Genomic DNA, 20,116 nt, shown 5'->3' with positions numbered 1-20,116 from the left:
TCCTCGGCAAAACAGAAGCGAACCTGGTGATCCCCCCGAGGCAATGCGAAGCCGCCCGGCTCGTGATCCACGATCCGGGCGTCCGCTGCCGACGTCAGCCGGCGCTGACGCGCGTCGGCGGACGCAGCAGGAAGTTCATGTCCGGACCACTACTCCCGATTCGGGTCCGGCCGACCTGCTCGAAATCGACCGCCTCGTAGTAGACGACGTTCTCGTCCTTGCAGATTCCGCACAGCGCGCGCCCGTGCGCGTCGGATTCGGCGGTGAGCCGGGCCAGTAGCGCGCGGCCCACACCCGCCCGTTGCGCCTGGGGTTCCGCGCCCAGATAGACCAGATAGTTGTGCGGTTCGGCGGGTGCGGTGCGGGCGATGGCGGCATCCACCTCCATGCCGCGCTTGGTCGCGCCGGCGCCCATGGCCCACAGCAGCTGGGGGCCCGAAATGGCTTCCCGCCATACCGGATTGCGGTAGCCGTCCGGAATCCACAGCGACACGCCGGCGATCCGGTCGTCCACCTCCGCCACCAGCGCGCCGTCGGCGGGCAGGTAGCGGTGTTTGATCAGAACGCGAAGCATGCCGGGCGCGCGCCGGCGGCGGACCACGGGATCGGGGAAGACGTAGTCCTCGATCGGGTCGTCGGACTCGAAGGCCAGGGCGAGCACCCGGACCATGTCCTCGATGTCGGCCTCGGTGGCGCGGCGAACGACCGGTGCATCCGACTGAACCAAAACAGTCCCTTACATTTTCATGCCCGTCGGCGCCCGACCCCGATGACGGACAGTCTGCTGGTGTCCAGTGGTGCCTGCGTGTCCCCTACTGAACGATAGCCCCGCAGGCTACTGTCGAGTAGGGTACTCGTAAGTTACTGATCATGCGACCGATTCGTGTTGTGGCATAAAACGATTCACCGGGGGATGGCCTGACGCTGTGACATGTCCTAAGGTTCGCGCGCGTAAAAGCGATATCGCTTCGTTTCGTCCGGGTGACCCATGGTTCCCATAAAGTGGGAGCGTGGCCGCACTTCTAACCCAAGGGCAGACCGGTGAACTGGGCGTCGCGGATATCACCGTGACGGTGCACTTCAGCGCGGGTATCGATCTGGCCGCGCTGCTTCTCACCGATCGGGGCGCCGTCCGCGACGACAACGACCTGATCTTCTACAACCAACCCGCGGGCCCCGGCATCCAGCTGGTGCCCGGGCAGAACGCCGTCGCCGTCAGCCTGGCGTCGGTACCGCAGGGGGTGGCGCACATTCGCATCGTGGTCACCCTCGACGACCGCGACGGCCGCCTCGGCGACTATCCCGCACCGCACATCGGCATCGCCGACGAACGCGGAATCCCGTTGTACGAGTACGTGATCGACGGCCTCGGCAATGAGTCGACGGTGGCGGCGGTCGATCTGGACCGCGGCGCCGACGGCTGGTATGCCCGGGCGGTCGGCTTCGGCCATCCCGGCGGCTTCGCGGCACTGCTCGCCGATCACGGCGTGTCGATCAGCACCTCGCCGCAGCCGGCGCGCTCGGCCGCGCCCGTCATCGCGCCGGTGCTGCGGGTCGGCGACACGGTCGCGCTGCGGCGGCAGGGCGCCGATCTGAGCTTCGTCAAGATGGGGCTGGGCTGGGATCCCGTCCACGTGCAGCACAAGTGGGGTTCGCGTCCGGTCGAGATCGATCTGGACGCCTCGGCCCTGGTGTACGCCGGGCACGATCTGGTGGACGCCGCGTACTACGGCCAGCTGGTGACCAAGGACGGCGCCATCCGGCACTCCGGCGACAACCTCACCGGTGAGGGCAAGGGCGACGACGAGGTCATCACGGTCGACCTGACCCGGGTCGGCTCGCACGTCACCGCCATCGTCTTCGTCATCACCTCCTACGCGGGGCACACCTTCGAGCGGGTGCGTAATGCCTTCTGGCGCTTGATCGACGGCACCAACAGCGCCGAGCTCACCCGGTCCAACCTGAGCTCGGGCGGCCCGCACACCGGCATGGTGGTGGCGAAAGTGCATCGCGAGGACGGCATCTGGAAGGTGCAGGCGCTCGGTCACCCGATCCAGGCCGGACATCCGGTCGAGGCGGCGTCGCAGGTCGGTAAGTTCCTCTGAGTTCCGGACCTCGGCCGGTTCACCCGGCCGAGTTTTCCGGCGAGTGGCCGGTGTGCCGCGGGTGAACAGGTTCAACCGGGTTGCGGGGCCTGATTCCCGGTTCGGTTCGCGGCGGGGCGCGTCCGATCCGGGCGCGCCCCGTCTCCGGCGGGCGTCGTGCTCTCAGGAGACGGTGATGAACCGGCCCAGCTGCGGGACGGCCTCGCCCGGATGCTTGGCCTGGAAGCCCTCCCCGATGGCCTGCAGGGCCCACTCGCCGTTCGCGCGGAACACCTTGGCCATGGCGATCGCCGTGAACGGCATGCCACCCGCCAGCGCGTACCGCGCCAGCTCGGCCTGCGTGGTGTCGTCCACCAGCCGGCAGTAGGCATTGCTGACCTGCTCGAAGGTGTGGCCCTGATACGAGGTGACGATGAACAGCAGCGTGTTCACCTGGCGTGGCACCCGGCTGAGGTCGACCAGGATCACCTCGTCGTCCCCGGCGGCGCCCTCACCGGTCAGGTTGTCGCCCGAATGCCGGATGGAGCCGTCCTTGGACGTCAGCTGCCCGTAGTACGCCACGTCTACCAGGTGCCGGTCGGCGAACATGGCCACCCAGGCGTCCAGGTCGATGTTCACCGGTCGCCGCCCGAACAGACCGCCCTGCCGGGCGGGATCCCAGCCGAGCCCCATCCGAATCCGGGTCAGCGCGACACCGCCGTCCTTGCGCAGGGTGACGCGCTGGCCCTTGGACAGGTTCACCGGTCGCCCGCGTGAGAGTCCGCCGTCACCTGTCGGCGGCGCGGGGTTCGGGGGCGGCGGGACCTGATACGCCGAATTCTGCTGGGGCTGAGCGGGATACGGTGAAGTCGGCGGTGGTTGAGTGCTATACGGCGAGTTCGGCGGCGGCTGAGTGGGATACGGCGAGTTCGGCGTGACGTAGGTCGGCTCGACCGGCGGCGGGTAGGCCGTGGGGGACGGCGGCGGGGGCGGCGGAGCATTGCGGGTCTCGGCGGGCGGCGCTTCCTCGACGGTGACCCCGTGGTCGGTGACCAGGGCCGCGAAGCCGCCCGCATAGCCCTGGCCGACCGCGCGCACCTTCCAGTTGCCGTAGCGCCGGTACAGCTCGACCGCGATCACGATCGATTCGCTCTGCAGATCCTCGATCTTGTACTCGTACAGCGGATTCCCGTGTTCATCGGAGACCAGCGCGATCGGCGGCGCGATGCGGCCGAAGGTGGACCCGGCCTCGTCGAGCGTGATCACCGCCCGGATCTGGGTGATGTCGGCGGGCACCTGGGTCAGCGCCACCGACAGTTCGGCGGGCTGCCCCGCCTCCCCGTTCCGCAGCCGCACCCCGGGCCCGGCCGGCTGGTTGTAGAACACGAAATCCGCGTCCGAGCGCACCTTCCCGTGCTCGGTCACCAGCAGCGCGGACAGCGCGGCGGCCGCCGCGACCCGGACGGAAACCACCACCTCCGGCGCGGTGAGCGGTCCGTTCTGACCCTTCACAAGCGTTGTGGACAAGGCCGATCCTCCCGTATCGAGACGCCCACTTGCCACTGTAGGAGACCGGGGTGCCCTCAGCAGCCGAGCTGATCGGCCAGGTCGAGGAAATCCACGGCATTGATATCGAATTCGTCCGAGAACTCCGCATCGCCGAGTTCGGGATCGCCGTACTCCAGCGGGCGCGTGATGAACGCCGTCCGGAATCCGAGCTCGCCGGCCGCCCGGATGTCGTACTTGTGGCTGGCCACCATCATGATCTCGGCGGGTTCCAGCCCCAGGTACCGCGCCGCGAGCCGGTAGGTCCGCGGATCCGGCTTGAACACCCCGGCCATCTCGGCCGCGAACACGGCATGCCACGGCAGCTCGCCGTGCCGCGAAATCTCCACCACGGCACTGACATCCGCGTTCGACAGCGTCGCCAGCGTGAACCGTCCCCGCAACCGCCGCAGCCCCGCCACCGTATCCGGCCACGGGTCGAGCCGAGCCCAGGCCCGGGCCAGCTCGTCCCGCTCCGGCACTCCGATCGAGATCCCCCTCGCCTCGAGCAGCGGGTCCAGCGTCTTCCGGTACACCGAGGCCACGCTCACCCAGGGCCCCTGCTCCGGCCGCTGCGACGTCGCCGCGAAATACGCGGCCCGCCACTCGTTCACGAACGCGCCCCAGTCCGCTCCCGGCCGCTCACCTCCGAGCGCGGCCTCGGCCGCCCGCCGGATGGTCGAATGGAAATCGGTAGCGGTCCCCTGCACATCGAACAACAGCGCCTTCGGGCTCAATACGTCCACAGCCGAAGACTAGGCGAGTTGTTTGTCATAGTTCCGACGGCCGGGGACGGTTCTAGGCTGAGCCCATGGAGACGGGTAGGGCGAGCAGGACGGCGTTGGCTACCGCGTATGCGCGGGCCCATCACCAGCTTTCGGGGGAGCCTCGGGTGTTCACCGATCCGCTGGCGGCGCGAATTCTGGGGATGACGGTGGATCGGATCGGGGATCTGGATACCGCGACCCTGGATCGGCCGGGCGGGAACGATCCGCGGCAGCGGGTGCGGCGGTATTTCCTGGCGGCGCGGGCTCGGTTCGCCGAGGAGGTGGTGGCCGCGGCGGTGGCCGACGGGACCACGCAGGTGGTGATTCTGGGGGCGGGGCTGGATACGTTCGGCTATCGGAATCCGTATCCCGGTCTGCGGGTGTTCGAGGTCGACCATCCGGACACGCAGGAGTGGAAGCGTGAGATGCTCGCACAGGCCGGGATCGAGATTCCGGAGTCGCTCACGTTCGTTCCGGTGGATTTCGAAACCGGAACGCTGGCAGCGGGATTGGCTGCCGCCGGGTTCGATCGGGAGCGGTCGGCGGTGTTCGTCTGGCTCGGTGTGGTCATGTATCTGACCCGGGCCGCCATCGAGGAGACCCTGCGGTTCATCGTGGGTCAGGGGCAGCCGGTGCATGTCGTGCTCGACTACCTGAGCGGGGGGAACACGGACGAGGAGCGCGCCGAGGTGCGGGCGCGGGCCGAGCGGATCGCGGCGCTGAATGAGCCGTGGCTGAGTTTCTTCGAACCCGAGGAGATCGAGAACCTGCTGCGCTCAGTGGGTTTCGAGACGGTCGAGCTGCGGTCGCTGTCGGGATTGTTCGAGGAGTACCTCGGCGAACCGCTGGCCGATCTGCCGCCGGGGAGGGGCCGCGCGCCGCTGCTGCACGCGGTTCGCGGGCCGGTCGGGGACTGAAGATTGCCTGAAACTCCGTGCCGGGCCCGCTGAGCGGGCGCGCGGGCGCTCGATACTCGGGGACATGGGCAAATCTGCGGAGTGGATGTGTACCGCGCGGGTGCTGCGCCGGACCGGGTTCGGGGCGACCGGGTCCGAGATCGACGCGGTCCCGGATGTGGCGGGCTACCTGCGCGCCGCGCTGACCGCCGACCCCGAGGCCGATGTCCGCGAGGGCGCCCGGGCCCTGACCGGCTGGACCATCACCGGTGGTGCGGCCACCTTCGACGTCGAACGCCACGACCCGGGCTCGAAAACCGTCCTGGGCGTGGCGGGTTCACTGGACGCCCGGTCGTTCTGCGATGCCGTGCTCGCCCGCCCCGAGTCACCGCGCTTCGTGGCCGGGCGACTGTGGCAGCAGCTGGCCTCCGACGATCCGCCCTCCGATGCCGCCCTGAACCGCCTCACCGCCGCCTACGGTCCCGGCCGGGACCTGTCCGCCCTGGTGACCGCGTTTCTGGTCGGCACCGGCGTGCTGAGCGCGCTCGGCGTGGCCGGCGCCTCCGTGATCACCTGGGACGAGCTGCAGCAGCGCGCCGTCACCACCCCACTGGCCGCCGGTTCCGGAATTCTGGTGGTGCTCACCCTCTACGGCGGCAATGACGGCATCAGCACTGTGATTCCGTACGCGGACAACGCCTATCACGACGCGCGCCCCGAGCTGTCCTACCGTCCCGAGGAAGTCCTGCACCTGGATGACCAACTGGGCTTCAACCCGGCCTTGAAGGGCCTGTCCGGCCTGTGGCGCGACCGCACCCTCGCCATTGTGCGCGGGGTCGGTTATCCCGAACCCGACCACAGCCACTTCCGTTCCATGGACATCTGGCAGACGGCCTCACCCGACGAGCCGGTACAGACCGGGTGGATCGGCCGCTGGCTGGACGCGACCGGTGACGATCCGGTCCGCGCGGTCAATATCGGGCCCGTCCTGCCCCAGCTCGCCCTGGGTGCGAAACACACTGCGGCAGCGCTGGATCCAGCGTCCGCGCCGCTGTCCGACGACCTGGCGGCGGCCCTGTCCGGCCTGGCCGCCGCCGACGCCTCCGACAGCCCGGCGCGGGCCCGGGTCTGCACCGGCTACCAGGCCGAACAGACTGTCCGGCAGACTTTTTCGTCCCTGAAGCCGCCCGGGAAGACGGCCGCGAACCCCCTGACCGCACAGCTGGACCTGGTCTCCCAGTGCGTCAAGGCCGGTGTCCCCACCCGGGTCTACTCGGTCAGCCTGGGCGGCTTCGACACCCACGCCGACGAACGGCACACCCAGGAGCAATTGCTGGGCCGCCTGGACGAGGCGGTCACCGCCTTCCTGAAGGACCTCTCCACGCATCCGCGCGGCCGCGATGTGGTGCTGATGGCCTACAGCGAATTCGGCCGCCGGGTGGCCGCCAATGCTTCGCAGGGCACCGATCACGGCACCGCGGGACCCGTCTTCCTGGCCGGGGCGTCGGTGGCGGGCGGCTTCCACGGCGACGAGCCCAGCCTCACCGACCTCGACAATGGCGACCTGAAGGTGACCGTCGACTTCCGCGACGTCTATCACGAACTGCTGCACCGGGTCCTCGCCACCGACCCCACCCCGGTGGTCGGTTCCGGTCGCCGTGACCTCGGCCTGCTCTCCGCCTGACCGCGGCGTGCCCGGAATGTCGGCCCCGCCACACCCGTACGTGTTGCCGACCGGCCCGGAACGCGGTATTCAGTTCGCTCGTGTGGGAAGGCGAATCGAGGCTGAGAGTAGGAACCGGTGCGCGCCGATGTTTCTGCGGTGGGCCGGGCGAAAAACACGCATGGCCGCCGCCACCCACGGATCCGACTGCTGCCCCAGCTGCTGGCCGCGGCGGCGGAGGGTAATCCGTCCGGGATCGCACTGCGCGCGGGCGCGCAGTCGCTGACCTATGCCGAGCTCGACGAGCGATCCACCCGCCTGGCGCGGGTGCTGGTGGCTCGGGGGCTGGGTCCGGGCGACCGGGTGGTGCTGGCGCTGCCGCGTTCACCCGAGGCGGTGGTCGCGGTCTGGGCGGTGGCCAAATCGGGCGCGGCCTTCGTGCCGGTCGACCCCGGCTATCCGCCGGATCGGGTGGCGCACATGCTCGCCGACGTGGGCGCGCGTTGCGGGCTCACCCTGGCCGCACTCCGCGACCGGCTCGGCGCTGCCCTCGACTGGCTCGAACTCGACGCGCCCGACTGCGCCACGCTCGTGGCCGACGCCTCGGCGGAATCCCTGCACTTCACCGAACGCACCCGCCGCCTGCACGGCGGGGACATCGCGTATGTCATCTACACCTCCGGCTCGACCGGGGCCCCGAAGGGCGTGGCCGTCACGCATTCCGGCCTCGCCGGGCTCTGTGCCGAGCAGTCCCGCCGCTTCGCCGTCACCGCCGAGTCCCGCACCCTGCACTTCGCCTCCCCGAGCTTCGACGCCGCCGTGCTCGAACTGCTGCTGGCCGTCGGAGCCGGCGCGACCATGGTGCTCGCGCCCGCGGACTGCTATGGCGGTGGCGAACTCGCGGACCTGCTGCGCGCCGAGCGGGTGACGCACGCCTTCCTGACCCCGGCCGCTCTGGCCGGACTGGCGGCGAGCGGGCTGCCCGACCTGGCGGTGGTGGTCGCGGGCGGCGAGGAGTGCCCGCCTGATCTGGTCGCACGCTGGTCGCCGGGACGGTCCTTCTTCAATCTCTACGGCCCGACCGAAACCACCGTCGCCGCGACCATCAGCGCCGCGCTGACCAGCGCGGACACCGTCGATATCGGTGGACCGATCGCCGGGGTGACCGCGCTCGTCCTGGACGCCCGGCTCCGGCCGGTGCCGACGGCGGTGGCCGGTGAGCTGTACCTGGCCGGGCCGGGCCTGGCACGCGGGTATCACGAGCGTCCCGGGCTGACCGCCGCCCGCTTCGTGGCGCACCCGGATGGCAAGGGGGAGCGCCTCTATCGCACCGGTGATGTGGTGCGCTGGATCAGCGGCCGGGGCGGCGTCCCGGCGCTGCAATATCTGGGCCGCAACGATTCGCAGGTGCAGCTCCGGGGCATCCGGGTGGAGCTCGATGAGATCGACTCCGTCCTGTCCGCACATGAATCCGTGGCCTTCGCAATCACTCTCGTGCGCCGCCTGCGCAGCGGGGCCGATGGTGTGGTGTCGTACGTGGTGCCCACATCGGATGCGATCGTGGATACCGCGAGCCTGGCCGAGTACGCGCGGCAACAGCTTCCACGTCACGCCGTCCCGGCGGCCCTCACCGTGATCGACGCCGTTCCGCTGACTCCGTCCGGCAAGCTGGATCGGGCCGCCCTGCCCGAGCCCACCGTCGCCGTGCGTTCGTACCGGCCGTCGTCGACCGCCACCGAGCGTGCCGTGGCCGCCGCCTTCACGGAACTGCTCGGAGTGGGCCGGATCGGCGCCGCCGACGATTTCTTCGAGCTCGGCGGAAACTCCCTGCTCGCCATCCGATTGGCCGGACGCCTGGGTGCGGATCGGGGCACCCGGGTGCCCGTGCAGTTGATCTTCGAGCATTCGACGGTGGCCGAGCTGGCAGCGGTCGTCGACGGGCTCGACGCCGGCGACCGGCCACCGCTGACGGTGCGGTCGCACCGCGCGACCCGGGTGCCGCTGTCGCCGGCACAGCAGCGCCTGTGGTTCCTGGCGCGCCTGGACCCGGGATCGGCGACCTACAACATCCCGTTCGCACTGCGCCTGTCCGGCGAACTCGACACGGCGGCTCTGGAACTCGCCGTGCGTGATCTGCTCGACCGGCACGAGGCGCTGCGGACGAGCTATCCCGAGCACCACGGCACCGGCCATCAGGACATCCGGCCCGCCGCCGCGGTCCAGTGGGATCTGACGCCGGTCGACATCGCCGAGTCCGAGGTAAGGCCGCGGCTGACCGCCTTGGCGGGCACGGGATTCGACGTCACCGCCGAGGTTCCGGTGCGGGTGCGGCTGTTCCGGATCGCCGACCACGAGCATGTGCTGGCCGTCGTGATCCACCACCTGTCCGCGGACGGCTTCTCGATGGTCCCGTTGACCCGCGACCTCATGACCGCCTACACCGCCCGCACCCGCGGCACGGCCCCCGACTGGCCGCCACTGCGAGTGCAGTACGCGGACTACGCGATCTGGCAGCGCGAATTGCTGGGCGCGGCATCGGATCCCGGCTCACTGCTGGCCGCTCGACTGCGGTACTGGCGCGAGGCGCTGGCAGGCCTGCCCCCACTGCTGGACCTGCCCACCGATCGCCCGCGCCCGCCGGTCGCGTCGCATCGCGGTGCGACCCGGCACTTCCGGGTGGACGCCACCCTGCACCGGGCGCTGGAGGAACTGGCCCGTGCCCGCGGCGTCTCGGTGTTCATGCTGCTACATGCGGCGCTGGCGGTCGTGCTGGCCCGGCTGGCCGGGACCACGGATGTGGCGGTGGGCGTGCCGGTCGCGGGCCGCGGCGAACCCGAACTCGACGATGTGGTCGGCATGTTCGTCAATACCCTGGTCCTGCGCACCCGCATCGACCCGGCGGAGAGCTTCGCCCGCCTGCTCGACCGGGTGCGCGACATCGACCTGACCGCCCTCGCCCATGCCGAACTGCCCTTCGAACGGCTGGTGGCCGACCTGGACCCGCCGCGCAGCCGGGCGTATCACCCGCTGTTCCAGGTGGCTCTGTCCTTCCAGGAATTCGGCGCTCAGGTGCTGCGGCTGCCCGGTCTGACGGTCACCGCGGCCGATCTCGGTGAGACCTTCTCACCCGTCGATCTGCAATTGACCGTCGTCCCGCAGCGCGACGCCGAAGGTACTGCGGGACTGAACTGTTCGTGGCGGTACGCCGTCGATCTGTTCGACGATCCGACCATCGCCCGGCTCGGCCGGCGGCTGACCGCGCTGCTCGCCGCGGTCACCGCCGACCCGGAGCGGGCGGTCGGGGACCTGCCGCTCACCGAGGCTGCCGAACTCGCGACCTTCGTGACGGCCAGGCCGAGTCACGCGGTGCCACACAGGTTCATGTTCGACGCGTTCACGGACCAGGCCCACCGAACACCCGACGCGATTGCGGTGACCGGAGACGGTGCCGCACTGACCTACGGTGAGCTCGCCGAGCGATCGAATCGCCTGGCACGCACGCTGATCGGGCTGGGCGTCGGCCCCGGTGCCAGGGTCTGCGCCACGCTGGATCCCGGCCCCGATCTGGTGGTATGCCTCTACGCCGTCGTGCAGGCCGGTGGCGCGTTCATGCCGATCGACCCGGGCCAGCCCGCCGACCGGATCGAGGCCATGCTGGCCGCGGCCGCGCCGGTGTGCACGGTGACGGCCGATCTGCTGAATTCCGCTGAGCTGTCCGGGTTCTCCGCCGATCCGGTGACCGACGCCGATCGGTTGCGGCCGCTGCGTGATCAGGACCTCGCCTATGTGATCTTCACATCCGGGTCCACCGGCCGCCCCAAGGCCGTCGGCGTCCCGCATGCCGCCCTCACCGGCTACATAGCGTTCTTCACCGACGAATACCAGCTGACCGAACGCGATACCTATCTCCAGTTGGTGCCCGCTACTTTCGACGCCTCGCTGATCGGTGCCACGGTCCCGCTTGCCGTGGGTGCGCACCTGGTGATCCCGTCGGGTCCGGGCCGCACCGATCCCGAGCACCTGGCCGATCTCATGGCCCGCCACCGGGTGTCGGCCTTCCTCGCCGTGCCGTCTCTGCTGCGCGCGCTGCTGGACCATGCTCCGGCGGGAGCCTTCGCGGCACTGCGTGTGGTGTGGGCCGGTGGTGAAGCCCTGCCCGCCGAGCTGATCGCGCGGTTCACCGCCGCCGGCCCGGCCCGGCTGCACAACCTGTACGGGCCCACCGAGGCCACCATCTCCGTGACCGGCGCCGAGGTCACGCACGTGGGCGACGCACCGGTGTCCATCGGTGCGCCGCACTGGAATTCGCGCGCCTACGTCCTCGATTCCCGGCTGCACCCCGTGCCCGTGGGCACGCCCGGGGAGCTGTACGTCGCGGGTGCTCAACTCGCCCGCGGTTACCTCGGACAGGCGGGCGCCACGGCGGATCACTTCGTAGCCGATCCCTTCACCACTGCGGGGGAGCGCATGTACCGGACCGGCGACCTGGTCCGGCGTACCCATCGCGGTGGCCTGGAATACCTGGGCCGCACGGACTTCCAGCTCACGCTGCGCGGCCTGCGCATCGAACCCGGTGAGGTGGAGGCCGCACTGCGCGCGCACCCCGCCGTCGCCGAGGCCGTCGTGGCGATCCGCCGGGGCCGGCTGGTGGGATATCTGCGCACCGGCGAGGCCGGGCCGGACCTCTCCGACGTGCTCGCGACGGCCCGAAAGCGGCTGCCCGGCTACATGATTCCGGCCCAGCTGACCGTGATCCAAGCCTTCCCCCTCGGACCGACGGGCAAACTGGACCGGTCCGCGCTACCCGATCCCGAACTCCCGGTGCGGGAATACTGTGCCCCGGAGACACCCGAAGAACTGGTCATTGCGCAGGTGCTCAGTGCGGAACTGGGCATCGATCGGGTCGGCCGCGAGGACGACTTCTTCGCGCTCGGCGGAAACTCACTGTCCGCCATCCGGGTTCGCGCCGCCCTGGCCGACCGGCTCGGCCTTCCCGTGCCGCTCACTCACCTCTTCGCCCATCCACAGGTGCGGGAACTCGCCGCCGCGCTGCGGCCGGACTCGGCCCCGACCGGCGCAGAACCCGACCCCTCGGCCGACACGGCCCTGGCCCCGGAAATCACCGCCGCGGGCCTCCCCGCGCCGCGCCCCGGCGAGCCCGCCGCCATTCTGCTCACCGGTGCGACAGGATTCCTCGGCGTCTTCCTGCTGCGGGAGCTGCTCGACCGAACCTCCGCCACCATCCACTGCCTGACACGCGCCCGCGATGCCTCCGCCGCCCGCGACCGGATCTCCGCGAACGCCACCCGATTCGGCATCGACATCTCCGCCGATATCCATCGAATCGCCGCTGTCCCCGGCGATCTCACCCGACCCTGGCTCGGCCTGACCCCGGCGGAATTCACCGAACTGACCCTGCGGATCGACGTGATCTACCACAACGCCGCCCTCGTCAACCACCTCGAGCCGTATGCGCGCATGCGCGACGCCAACGTCGGCGGCACGGTGGAGGTCCTGCGACTGGCCACCACGGGTCGCTGCAAGCCGGTCCACTACATCTCGACCGTCTCGGTCGCCGACGCCGCGCTCCCGCACGGTCTGCCGGGCTACGTCGCTACGAAATGGGTTGCCGAACACCTCGTCCGGACCGCCGCCGAGCGCGGCCTGCCCGCTCGCGTCTACCGCCCCGGCCTGATCACCGGCGATTCCCACACCGGCGCCGCCGGCACCGACGACGCCTGGTGGACCATGCTGCGCGCCATGCTGGTCCTCGGCCTCGCACCCGAGCTGCCGGACGCCGAGGTCGCCATGCTGCCCGTCGACCAGGCGGCCGCGGCCATCGTGGCCGCGGCATCCGAGCCCTCAGGGTCCGGCACTGTCGGCTTGCTGCCGGGAAGGACTGTGTCCCTCAAATCCATTCGCGACGAACTCCTGGGCCGGGGCTATCGAATCGACCTCGTCGACCCGGCCGAATTCACGACCGCGCTGCTGACCGCGGCCGAACAACCCGGAGCCGATGACCTGCTGGTGCGGGCGGCCGCACTCACCGTCAACTATTCGACCGAGATCACCGGGGCCCCGGGCGATCCGGACTCCGCCTGTCCCGGCGCCGACCAGGTGACCCTGAAGCGCTACCTCGACTACTACGTCGCCACCGGCTTCCTCCCACCGCCGCCGCTGTGACCCGGATCGCGCGCCCGGAATCAATGCTCGTCACCTGCGTTGGCACTGACCATGACTGCGGCACTGCGGGCGATCCGCTTCTCCATCCTGGACCGCTCCCGGGTGCGCCTGGACCAGCCGCACCCGGAGGCCCTGCGCGAGACCGTCGAGTTCGCCCGGCTGGCCGAGGAGTGGGGCTACCACCGCTTCTGGGTCTCCGAACACCACAGCGTGCCCGGCGTGGCCGGGTCCGCGCCGACGGTCCTGGCCGCCGCCATTGCCGCGGCCACCTCCCGCATCCGCGTCGGCACGGGCGGCGTGATGCTGCCCAATCATCAGCCGCTGATCGTCGCCGAACAGTTCGGTGTCCTGGAATCGCTGTATCCCGGCCGCATCGATATGGGCCTGGGCCGCTCGGTCGGCTTCACCGGCGGCGTGCGCCGCGCCCTCGGCCACGACCGGCGCGACGCCGAGGACTTCGACGCCCAATTGTCCGAGCTGCTGGCCTATTTCGCGGGTGGCCGCCAGGGGGTGCACGCCTGGCCCGCGGAGGGCCTGCGGGTGCCCGCCTTCCTGCTCGCCACCGGTTCCGGGGCCGAGCGTGCCGCCCGCTTCGGCCTGCCCCTGGTCATTGCGCCCGTGTCCGGTGTGGACGCCATGGTGGAGGCGATCGAGCGGTACCGCACCGGCTTCCGACCGGGCCCCGGCGGCGACGAACCGTATGTCGTCCTCTCCGGCTCGGTCGTCATCGCCGACACCACCGAGCAGGCCCACCGCCTGCTCCTGCCCGAGGCATGGTCGGCGGCCTGGTCCCGCACCCGCGGCGAATTCCCGCCCCTGAGCCCGCCCGAGCTCATCGAGCGCGAACCCATGACCGATCGCCAGCGCGAGCTGTTCGAGGCAGCCCTGCGTGGCCACATCCACGGCACCGAATCCGAGGTCCTCGCCGACCTCGACCGCCTGTTGCGCCGCACCGGGGCCGACGAATTCCTGGTCCACACCAGCACTTACGACCGCACCGCCCGCTTGGAGTCGCACCGCCGGCTCGCGAACGCGGTAGGACTGCGCGCCGACGCGGAAGGTCGGCGCGCCTCAGTGTGAGCCGTGCCAGACGCCGTCATGCGCGCGGTGGGTGGACAGGTAGGCCGTGCCGGTGAGCAGCGTGTCGTAGAAATCCAGGTCGATGTGCTGGGCCTGGAGGTAGTTCATGATCCAGACCGTGGGCACCGTGCCCGGGAACTTCCCGAAGGTCTCGTCGATGTAAGTCGCTTGGAGAGCGACGAATTCGCGGAAGCGGCGGTCCCACGGCGCGGCGGCGCCGCGGACTCCAGGGGTGTCGGCGAAGGGCCCCGGCGTGGCCGGGTGGTACGGCCCGCCCGGCCCGAACTTGCGCTCGGCCAGCGCCTCGACCGCGGCGGCCATGGACTCGTGGTGCGGACGGCAGAACGCCTCGAACACCCCGGGCAGCCCGGTGGGATTGGGGAACGGCCACTCCGGATCGGCGTCATAGCGGAACCCGAGGCCCGGGACTTCCGGATCGCCGGACGCCCCCAGCACGGTGAGCCGGTCGATGCCGTCGAAGGTCCACCCGCCCAGGCCCATGGCACCGAGCAGCAGATGGCCGTTCACCACCGCCGCCATGAGTTCCGCGGTGGCCTCGGTCAGCGAGTACTGCTCGATGAAGCTGAGCGGAATCGGATCGGTGAAACGCAAACGGTCCCGGTACTTTTCGACGCCCGGGATCTCGCGCTTGTTGATGTCGTCGTACAGCGCGAACCCGTTCTGGACGAAGAACCCGATATTGGCCAGCAGTTGCTGGGCCACATCCGCGACCGGAATCACCAGCAGCGAGCCGGGGTGATTGGCGATCCAGGTGTTGTGGCCCTCCAGGTACGGCTCCTGGCGCGGAATGTGAATGCGCTTGTCCGACAACCGGATCACCCGCGCCAGCAGCGCGTTCAGCTGGTCATCGGCCGCACCTTCGCCCTCGGCGTAGGTCGCCGTCGGTGGGGCGTCGCGGGTCGGCAGGAAGTAGGTCCCGGAGTCGTCGGTGAAGAAGAACTCGCTGGTGTGGAATCCGGCCGCCGAGGCGAAAGTGCGTCCCGTCGCCGACCCGCTGTAGTTCGGCCACGCGGGCGCGTATCCGGGATGGTGGCTGATCCCGAAATGCCAGCCGGTCCAGCCCGCGACGGTATTGAGCACCACCGCCCGCTCCAGCTCGCTCAGGGCGCGTGGCGCGTGCTTGCTGGTGAACGCCAGCGGGCCCGCCGGGATACTCCCGCCCAGCGGAAATCGCCGGGAGCGCCGCCCGTAGATGGCATCCAGCAGCGGGAACCGCGCCAGTTCACGCAGCGCGTCCCGTTCGCCATCCCCAAGAGTCAAGGGCGGCAATCCCATAGAGCTCGTATCCGGCATGGTTCTCCTAAGGTGAACGGAAGGTGAACGGAACTTGACCAAAAGGTCGATGGTGGGCCATAATTGCCGCTCTGCGCCTCGCAACCCGCGAGGTTTGTGCAATCGGTATTACGCCGGCGCAACTCCGGAAGGAGGGCTGTCATGGCTTTCATCAACTTCTCTCGTAACCCGCTGACCGTGCTCTCGGTCCTCGCAGAGCGTTCCCGCTCGGCGCTGACCGCTCAGGAGCGGGCCAATCTGCGGTCCACGCGTGCCCGCGCCGCGATCTTCAGCGCCGCGCTGGGCGCCCACAGCACCCGCTGAGCCCGGGCTGCGCAAGGTCACCGGGCCGACGCCCGCTGTCTCGAATCATTCGGGGCGGCGGGCGTTTTCGTTATTCGGCCGGCCGCCACCGGAGCTCGCAGCCAGGCCGGTGGTCTGGTTCGCGCGCTCCCTGGCGTGCCACCTGTCGACTCCCAATCGACCGTCATAGCCGAAAAGTATCAGGTCGGGATCGGGAATTTGTGACCGGTCTCACGCTTGAAACCGACGTAACGTCAGGTTTTAGCGTGGGTGGAGCACACCGAAAGGGAGGCGCGATGGGAGATCGGACCTGGCGGGTCGGGGAATTGGCCCGGGAGACCGGGGTGACCGTACGGACGCTGCATCACTACGACCGGCTCGGGCTGGTGACGGCGTCCTCGCGTACCGGTGGCGGGCATCGCTGCTACGGCGAGGCGGACGTGCGGCGGCTGCATCGAGTGATCGCGTTGCGGGACTTCGGGTTCACGCTCGAGGAGATCGCGGGCGTGCTCGCCGACGCTCCGGATCAGGACCCCCGGGACCTGGCCCGCCAGCAGCTCGAGGTGCTCGACCGCCGGATCGCACAGGCCCAGCGCCTGCGCGCCCGCCTGCTCGGTGTGCGCGACGGCCTCGACCGCATGGCCGAGCCGTCGGCACTGGAGTTCCTGCGATTGATCGAGGAGATGGTGGCCATGAATCAGCCCATGACACTGGAGGAATTCACCCGGCTCGCCCAGCAGCGCGAGGCCCGCATGCGGGAGCTCACCGAGGAACAGCGCGCCGAGTTGTTCCAGCGCCGCGAGGCCGCCTTCGCCGCAGTGAGCGCCGAGGATGTCGAGCGCATGCAGGAGGAGCGGCGACGCTACCTGCCGCCCGGCTTCGAACCCGGTGGCGCGCAGGGGTAGTCGCGTCGGCGAGTGTGGCCCCGGTGTCCCGCCGGGGCCACGCTTTCCGCGAACTCGGGACCCGATCGATCCACGACAGCCTCGATCGAGCCCTCGGCAAGGTGCTGCAATCCGAACTCCGCGCGTACCTGGAGACGGCTGCCCGCCGCCGCGCACAGGACTGAACCGCGCTGTGCCCCGGTGATCAGCGGAGGGCGGCGCGGGCCCCGGCGGCCTCGAGCCTGATCCGGGCCGCCTCGGCGGCATCCTTGTCGACCTTCTCCAGGACCGCCTTGGGGGCCGCCTCGACCAGGTCCTTGGCCTCCTTGAGGCCGAGGCCGGGAATGATCTCCCGCATGGCCTTGATGACCTGAATCTTCTTGTCCCCGAAGGATTCCAGGATGAGATCGAACTCGCTCTGCTCGTCCGCGGCCTCGGCCGGCGGCGCGTCCGCCACGGCCTGGACGGCCACGGGCGGCGCGGCGGTGACACCGAACTCTTCCTCGAACGCCTTCAGGAACTCCGAAAGCTCCAGCAGCGTCATACCTTTGAAAACGTCGAGCAACTCGACAATGGTCATCTTGGCCATGATGTACCCCTTGCAACGCTGACCAGGCGATACGAACAAGTCTAAGCGGGCGGGGCCGCCAAGGTCATCAGATATTCGCGTTCCCCGCGTGTCAGCGGGCGTGGCGCGCCGCCGTCGATGGCGACCAGCGTGGAAGTGGCGGAGAGATACAGGTATTCGGCGTCGCGGACCTCGTGGGCCAGGGTGAACGAGGTGGTGCCGATGCGTTCCACGACCGAGGTCACGGTGACCGGCGCGGCCCGGAAGAGCAGCGGCATGCGATAGGACAGGCGCTGGCCCGCGACCACCACCCGCCACGGGGCGCCGCCGGATTCGTGGCCAGCCGGCAGGGATTCGTGGCTACCCGGTAGGGATTCGTGGCTACCCGCGAGAGACTCGTAGCGGCCCAGCAGATCCGAGCGGGCCTCGTCCAGGTACTGGGCGAACACCACATTGTTGAGGTGCTGCTGCGCGTCGATGTCGGTGCGGCGCAGCTGGATGTCGTAGGTGTGCATCAGGCTTCCAGATCCTTCAGCAGGTGGCGCTGATCCTCGGGCAGTGGGCTCGACCTCTGGGTGGCCGGATCGAAGGCGACCATGGTGCACACGGCCGTGGAGTACACCACGTCCTCGTCCCGGATCTCCTGCTGCAGCGCGAACGACGAGGTGCCGATCTTGGTCACCCAGGTCTCCACCCGCACCGGTTCCTGGCGGTAGCGCAGCGGCGTCAGGTAGTCGATGTCCATCTGCGCGACCACATTGGCGCCGCCGAAACCCCGCGTCCAGAACAGGTCGATCCGGGATTCCTCCAGGTAGCGCAGGTGCGCCGCATTGTGCACATGCCCGTCGGCGTCCATGTCGGACCACCGCAGGGGGCACAGGAAAAGGTGTCGGGCCACCCCGCATTCATATCAAGCGTGCCGGGGTGATTCAGCTCATGCCAATTCGGGGCGGCAACCTCCGGGCCAATGCCGGATGGCTGAATCTGCCAGAGTCGTGTCATTGACGCCATCGGGGCGGAGACCGCAGGCTGAAGGCATGCGGGTGGTGCTGATCGTGGTCTTCGACGGGTTCCAGCTGACCGATCTCGCCGGGCCCGCCGACGTGTTCACCGGGGCGGCCGCGCTCGGCGCGAATCCGGGCTACCGGGTCGAACTGGCCGCCGCGCAGGCCGGTCCGGTGCGTTCCTCGTGCGGCATCGAGGTGACCGCGGCGCACGGGCTCGGCACCTGGGACGGACCGCTCGACACGCTGCTCGTGGTGGGCGGGCTCACCGTATGGGCCGCGGCCGGGGACGCCGAGCTGGTGACCGGCATCCGGCGGCTGGCCGCCGGCTCGGATCGGGTGGGCTCGGTGTGCTCGGGCACCTTCCTGCTGGCCCGGGCCGGACTGCTGGACGGTCGCCGCGCCACCACGCACTGGGCGGGCGGCGAGCTGCTGGCCGAGCAGTTCCCGGCCATCACCACCGAACCCGACCGCATCTACGTGCGCGATGGGCCGATGTGGACCTCGGCCGGGGTGACCGCGGGCATCGACCTGGCGCTGGCCATCGTGGCCGCCGACCACGGGCCGGACCTGGCGCGCGAGGTGGCGCGCTGGATGGTGGTGTACCTGCACCGGCCGGGCGGGCAGAGCCAGTTCAGCGCGCCGCTCGCGGCCAACCCGCCCAAGCGGAATTCGCTGCGGGCGCTGCAGGTCTGGATGGAGGAGAATCCGGAGGCGGATCTCTCGCTGCCCGCGCTGGCCGGGCGGGTCGGCATGAGCATCCGGCATTTCTCCCGAGTCTTCGCGGGCGAGACCGGGACCACCCCCGCCCGCTATGTCGAGCAGGTCCGCGTGGCCGCGGCCCGGCGCCTGCTGGAGACCACCGACCAGCCCATGGACCGGATCGCCGCCGCCGTCGGGCTCGGGAGCCCCGAGACCCTGTACCGAATCTTCCACCGCCAGCTGGGCATACCGCCGGGCGAGTACCGCGCCCGGTTCACCACATTCTGAAAGGGGGAGTGTCCCATGACATTCCAGATCGCCATCGTGCTCTACCCGGGTATGACCGTGCTGGACGCGATCGGGCCGTACGAGGTGTTGCGGATGATTCCGGACAGCGAATTGCGGTTCGTCTCCAACGAAGTCGGACCCATCGTCTCCGACAGCGGAGTGCTGGCGCTGGGCGCGACCCACACCTTCGCCGAGACGCCCGCACCGGATCTGGTGCTGGTCGGCGGATCCGAGGCCGCGACCACCGAGGCCATGGCCAATCGCGAGCTCATCGAGTGGCTGCGGGCCGTGCACCCGAACACACAGTGGACCACCTCGGTCTGTTCCGGTGCGCTGATCCTGGCCGCCGCGGACATCCTGCGTGGTCATCCCGCCACCACGCACTGGGCCGCCCAGCCCGCGCTGGCCGCGTTCGGGGCCGAGTCGCGCCCGCACGACCGGATCGTGCACAGCGGCAAGATCGTCACCGCCGCCGGGGTTTCCGCCGGAATCGACCTCGGGCTGTGGCTGGTCGGCCGGATCGCGGGGGAGCAGGTCGCGCAGATGACTCAGCTCTGCATCGAATACGACCCGCACCCGCCGTTCGACACCGGCCACCCGGACAAGGCGCCCGCCGACATCATGCGCAAGGCGCGTCTGGAGATGACCAAACGCGCCACCACACCCCGCCTTCCGGTCGACCTGGCCACCACCTTCTGGCGACTGACCCTCAACCGCATGCGGGAACGCGCCGCCGCCAAGCGCTGACTTCCCGTACCGCCGGAAGGGTGACCGAACTGCTCGGCCCCCACTGCGCGACGACCGGACTCGAAATTCCCCGGCGACGAGCGATGACTTTTCGTCGGCGCGGCGGTCT

17 protein-coding genes and 1 pseudogene are annotated in these 20,116 nt (G+C 70.0%); 11 read left to right on the top strand and 7 right to left on the bottom strand.

What is annotated here, in order from left to right; genetic code table 11:
- Positions 1–94: 94 nt before the first annotated feature.
- Positions 95–727, bottom strand: a complete 633-nt coding sequence (locus ACFXKA_RS16710) for a GNAT family N-acetyltransferase (RefSeq protein WP_379427881.1) — start codon at positions 725–727, stop codon at positions 95–97.
- 283 nt (positions 728–1,010) lie between these two features.
- Here ACFXKA_RS16710 and ACFXKA_RS16705 point away from each other — a divergent pair, with 283 nt between their 5' ends.
- Complete coding sequence (locus ACFXKA_RS16705; RefSeq protein ID WP_379427880.1) at positions 1,011–2,105, top strand: TerD family protein; 1,095 nt, start codon at positions 1,011–1,013, stop codon at positions 2,103–2,105.
- A 162-nt stretch (positions 2,106–2,267) separates the two neighbouring features.
- Here ACFXKA_RS16705 and ACFXKA_RS16700 read toward each other — a convergent pair whose 3' ends face one another.
- Together ACFXKA_RS16700 and ACFXKA_RS16695 are read right to left on the bottom strand one after the other, a co-directional pair.
- Entirely contained in the window at positions 2,268–3,611 is a 1,344-nt protein-coding gene (locus ACFXKA_RS16700) for a TerD family protein (protein ID WP_379427879.1), read from the bottom strand.
- A 56-nt stretch (positions 3,612–3,667) separates the two neighbouring features.
- Positions 3,668–4,375 carry a haloacid dehalogenase type II gene (locus ACFXKA_RS16695; protein ID WP_379427878.1) on the bottom strand — a complete coding sequence of 236 codons (708 nt, stop codon included), beginning with the start codon at positions 4,373–4,375 and terminating at the stop codon, positions 3,668–3,670.
- Positions 4,376–4,440: 65 nt separating this feature from the next.
- On the opposite strand from ACFXKA_RS16695, the gene ACFXKA_RS16690 reads away from it, so the two are divergent.
- From ACFXKA_RS16690 to ACFXKA_RS16670, 5 genes and pseudogenes are all read left to right on the top strand, one after another.
- The gene (locus ACFXKA_RS16690; protein ID WP_379427877.1) at positions 4,441–5,313 is read left to right on the top strand and encodes a class I SAM-dependent methyltransferase; all 873 of its coding nucleotides are present in this window, start codon (positions 4,441–4,443) and stop codon (positions 5,311–5,313) included.
- Between the two features lie 64 nt (positions 5,314–5,377).
- A pseudogene (locus ACFXKA_RS16685) lies at positions 5,378–5,800 on the top strand (DUF1800 family protein); the annotation flags it as partial.
- On the top strand, positions 5,786–6,976 hold the full coding sequence (locus ACFXKA_RS16680) for a DUF1501 domain-containing protein (protein ID WP_379427991.1): 1,191 nt from the start codon (positions 5,786–5,788) through the stop codon (positions 6,974–6,976). The pseudogene ACFXKA_RS16685 and the gene ACFXKA_RS16680, both read left to right, overlap by 15 nt.
- A gap of 117 nt (positions 6,977–7,093) precedes the next feature.
- Positions 7,094–13,138, top strand: a complete 6,045-nt coding sequence (locus tag ACFXKA_RS16675) for an amino acid adenylation domain-containing protein (RefSeq protein WP_379427876.1) — start codon at positions 7,094–7,096, stop codon at positions 13,136–13,138.
- 51 nt (positions 13,139–13,189) lie between these two features.
- Positions 13,190–14,218 carry an LLM class flavin-dependent oxidoreductase gene (locus ACFXKA_RS16670; RefSeq protein ID WP_379427875.1) on the top strand — a complete coding sequence of 343 codons (1,029 nt, stop codon included), beginning with the start codon at positions 13,190–13,192 and terminating at the stop codon, positions 14,216–14,218.
- Here the strand turns inward: ACFXKA_RS16670 and ACFXKA_RS16665 are convergent.
- Complete coding sequence (locus ACFXKA_RS16665) at positions 14,210–15,514, bottom strand: hypothetical protein (RefSeq protein WP_379427990.1); 1,305 nt, start codon at positions 15,512–15,514, stop codon at positions 14,210–14,212. The two genes, ACFXKA_RS16670 and ACFXKA_RS16665, sit on opposite strands and share 9 nt — an antisense overlap.
- Positions 15,515–15,673: 159 nt before the next feature.
- On the opposite strand from ACFXKA_RS16665, the gene ACFXKA_RS16660 reads away from it, so the two are divergent.
- The 3 genes from ACFXKA_RS16660 (at position 15,674) to ACFXKA_RS16650 (ending at position 16,883) form a co-directional block, all read left to right on the top strand.
- Positions 15,674–15,835: a hypothetical protein gene (locus ACFXKA_RS16660; protein ID WP_354841596.1), complete on the top strand. Its 162-nt coding sequence runs from the start codon at positions 15,674–15,676 to the stop codon at positions 15,833–15,835.
- Between the two features lie 275 nt (positions 15,836–16,110).
- On the top strand, positions 16,111–16,719 hold the full coding sequence (locus tag ACFXKA_RS16655; protein ID WP_379427874.1) for a MerR family transcriptional regulator: 609 nt from the start codon (positions 16,111–16,113) through the stop codon (positions 16,717–16,719).
- A 23-nt stretch (positions 16,720–16,742) separates the two neighbouring features.
- Positions 16,743–16,883, top strand: a complete 141-nt coding sequence (locus ACFXKA_RS16650; protein WP_379427873.1) for a hypothetical protein — start codon at positions 16,743–16,745, stop codon at positions 16,881–16,883.
- Positions 16,884–16,903: 20 nt separating this feature from the next.
- Here ACFXKA_RS16650 and rplL read toward each other — a convergent pair whose 3' ends face one another.
- From rplL to ACFXKA_RS16635, 3 genes are read right to left on the bottom strand one after another with little or no spacing between them, the layout of a single operon-like run.
- Entirely contained in the window at positions 16,904–17,287 is a 384-nt protein-coding gene (gene rplL / locus ACFXKA_RS16645) for a 50S ribosomal protein L7/L12 (RefSeq protein ID WP_354841604.1), read from the bottom strand.
- A 41-nt stretch (positions 17,288–17,328) separates the two neighbouring features.
- The gene (locus ACFXKA_RS16640; protein WP_379427872.1) at positions 17,329–17,781 is read right to left on the bottom strand and encodes an acyl-CoA thioesterase; all 453 of its coding nucleotides are present in this window, start codon (positions 17,779–17,781) and stop codon (positions 17,329–17,331) included.
- Positions 17,781–18,164, bottom strand: coding sequence for an acyl-CoA thioesterase (locus ACFXKA_RS16635; protein ID WP_379427871.1), 384 nt, complete (start codon positions 18,162–18,164; stop codon positions 17,781–17,783). Before ACFXKA_RS16635 ends, ACFXKA_RS16640 begins: the two co-directional genes overlap by 1 nt.
- 139 nt (positions 18,165–18,303) lie before the next feature.
- On the opposite strand from ACFXKA_RS16635, the gene ACFXKA_RS16630 reads away from it, so the two are divergent.
- Both ACFXKA_RS16630 and ACFXKA_RS16625 read left to right on the top strand, forming a co-directional pair.
- Positions 18,304–19,260: a GlxA family transcriptional regulator gene (locus ACFXKA_RS16630; RefSeq protein WP_379427870.1), complete on the top strand. Its 957-nt coding sequence runs from the start codon at positions 18,304–18,306 to the stop codon at positions 19,258–19,260.
- 15 nt (positions 19,261–19,275) lie between these two features.
- A complete protein-coding gene (locus ACFXKA_RS16625) occupies positions 19,276–20,007 on the top strand; it encodes a DJ-1/PfpI family protein (protein WP_379427869.1) in 732 nt (243 codons plus the stop codon).
- Positions 20,008–20,116 lie beyond the last annotated feature (109 nt).

It is taken from the genome of Nocardia sp. NPDC059228, assembly GCF_042754245.1.
GTDB lineage: Bacteria > Actinomycetota > Actinomycetes > Mycobacteriales > Mycobacteriaceae > Nocardia.
The sequence above is the reverse complement of the archived record's forward strand: the minus strand, read 5'-3'. Positions and strand labels throughout refer to the sequence as shown.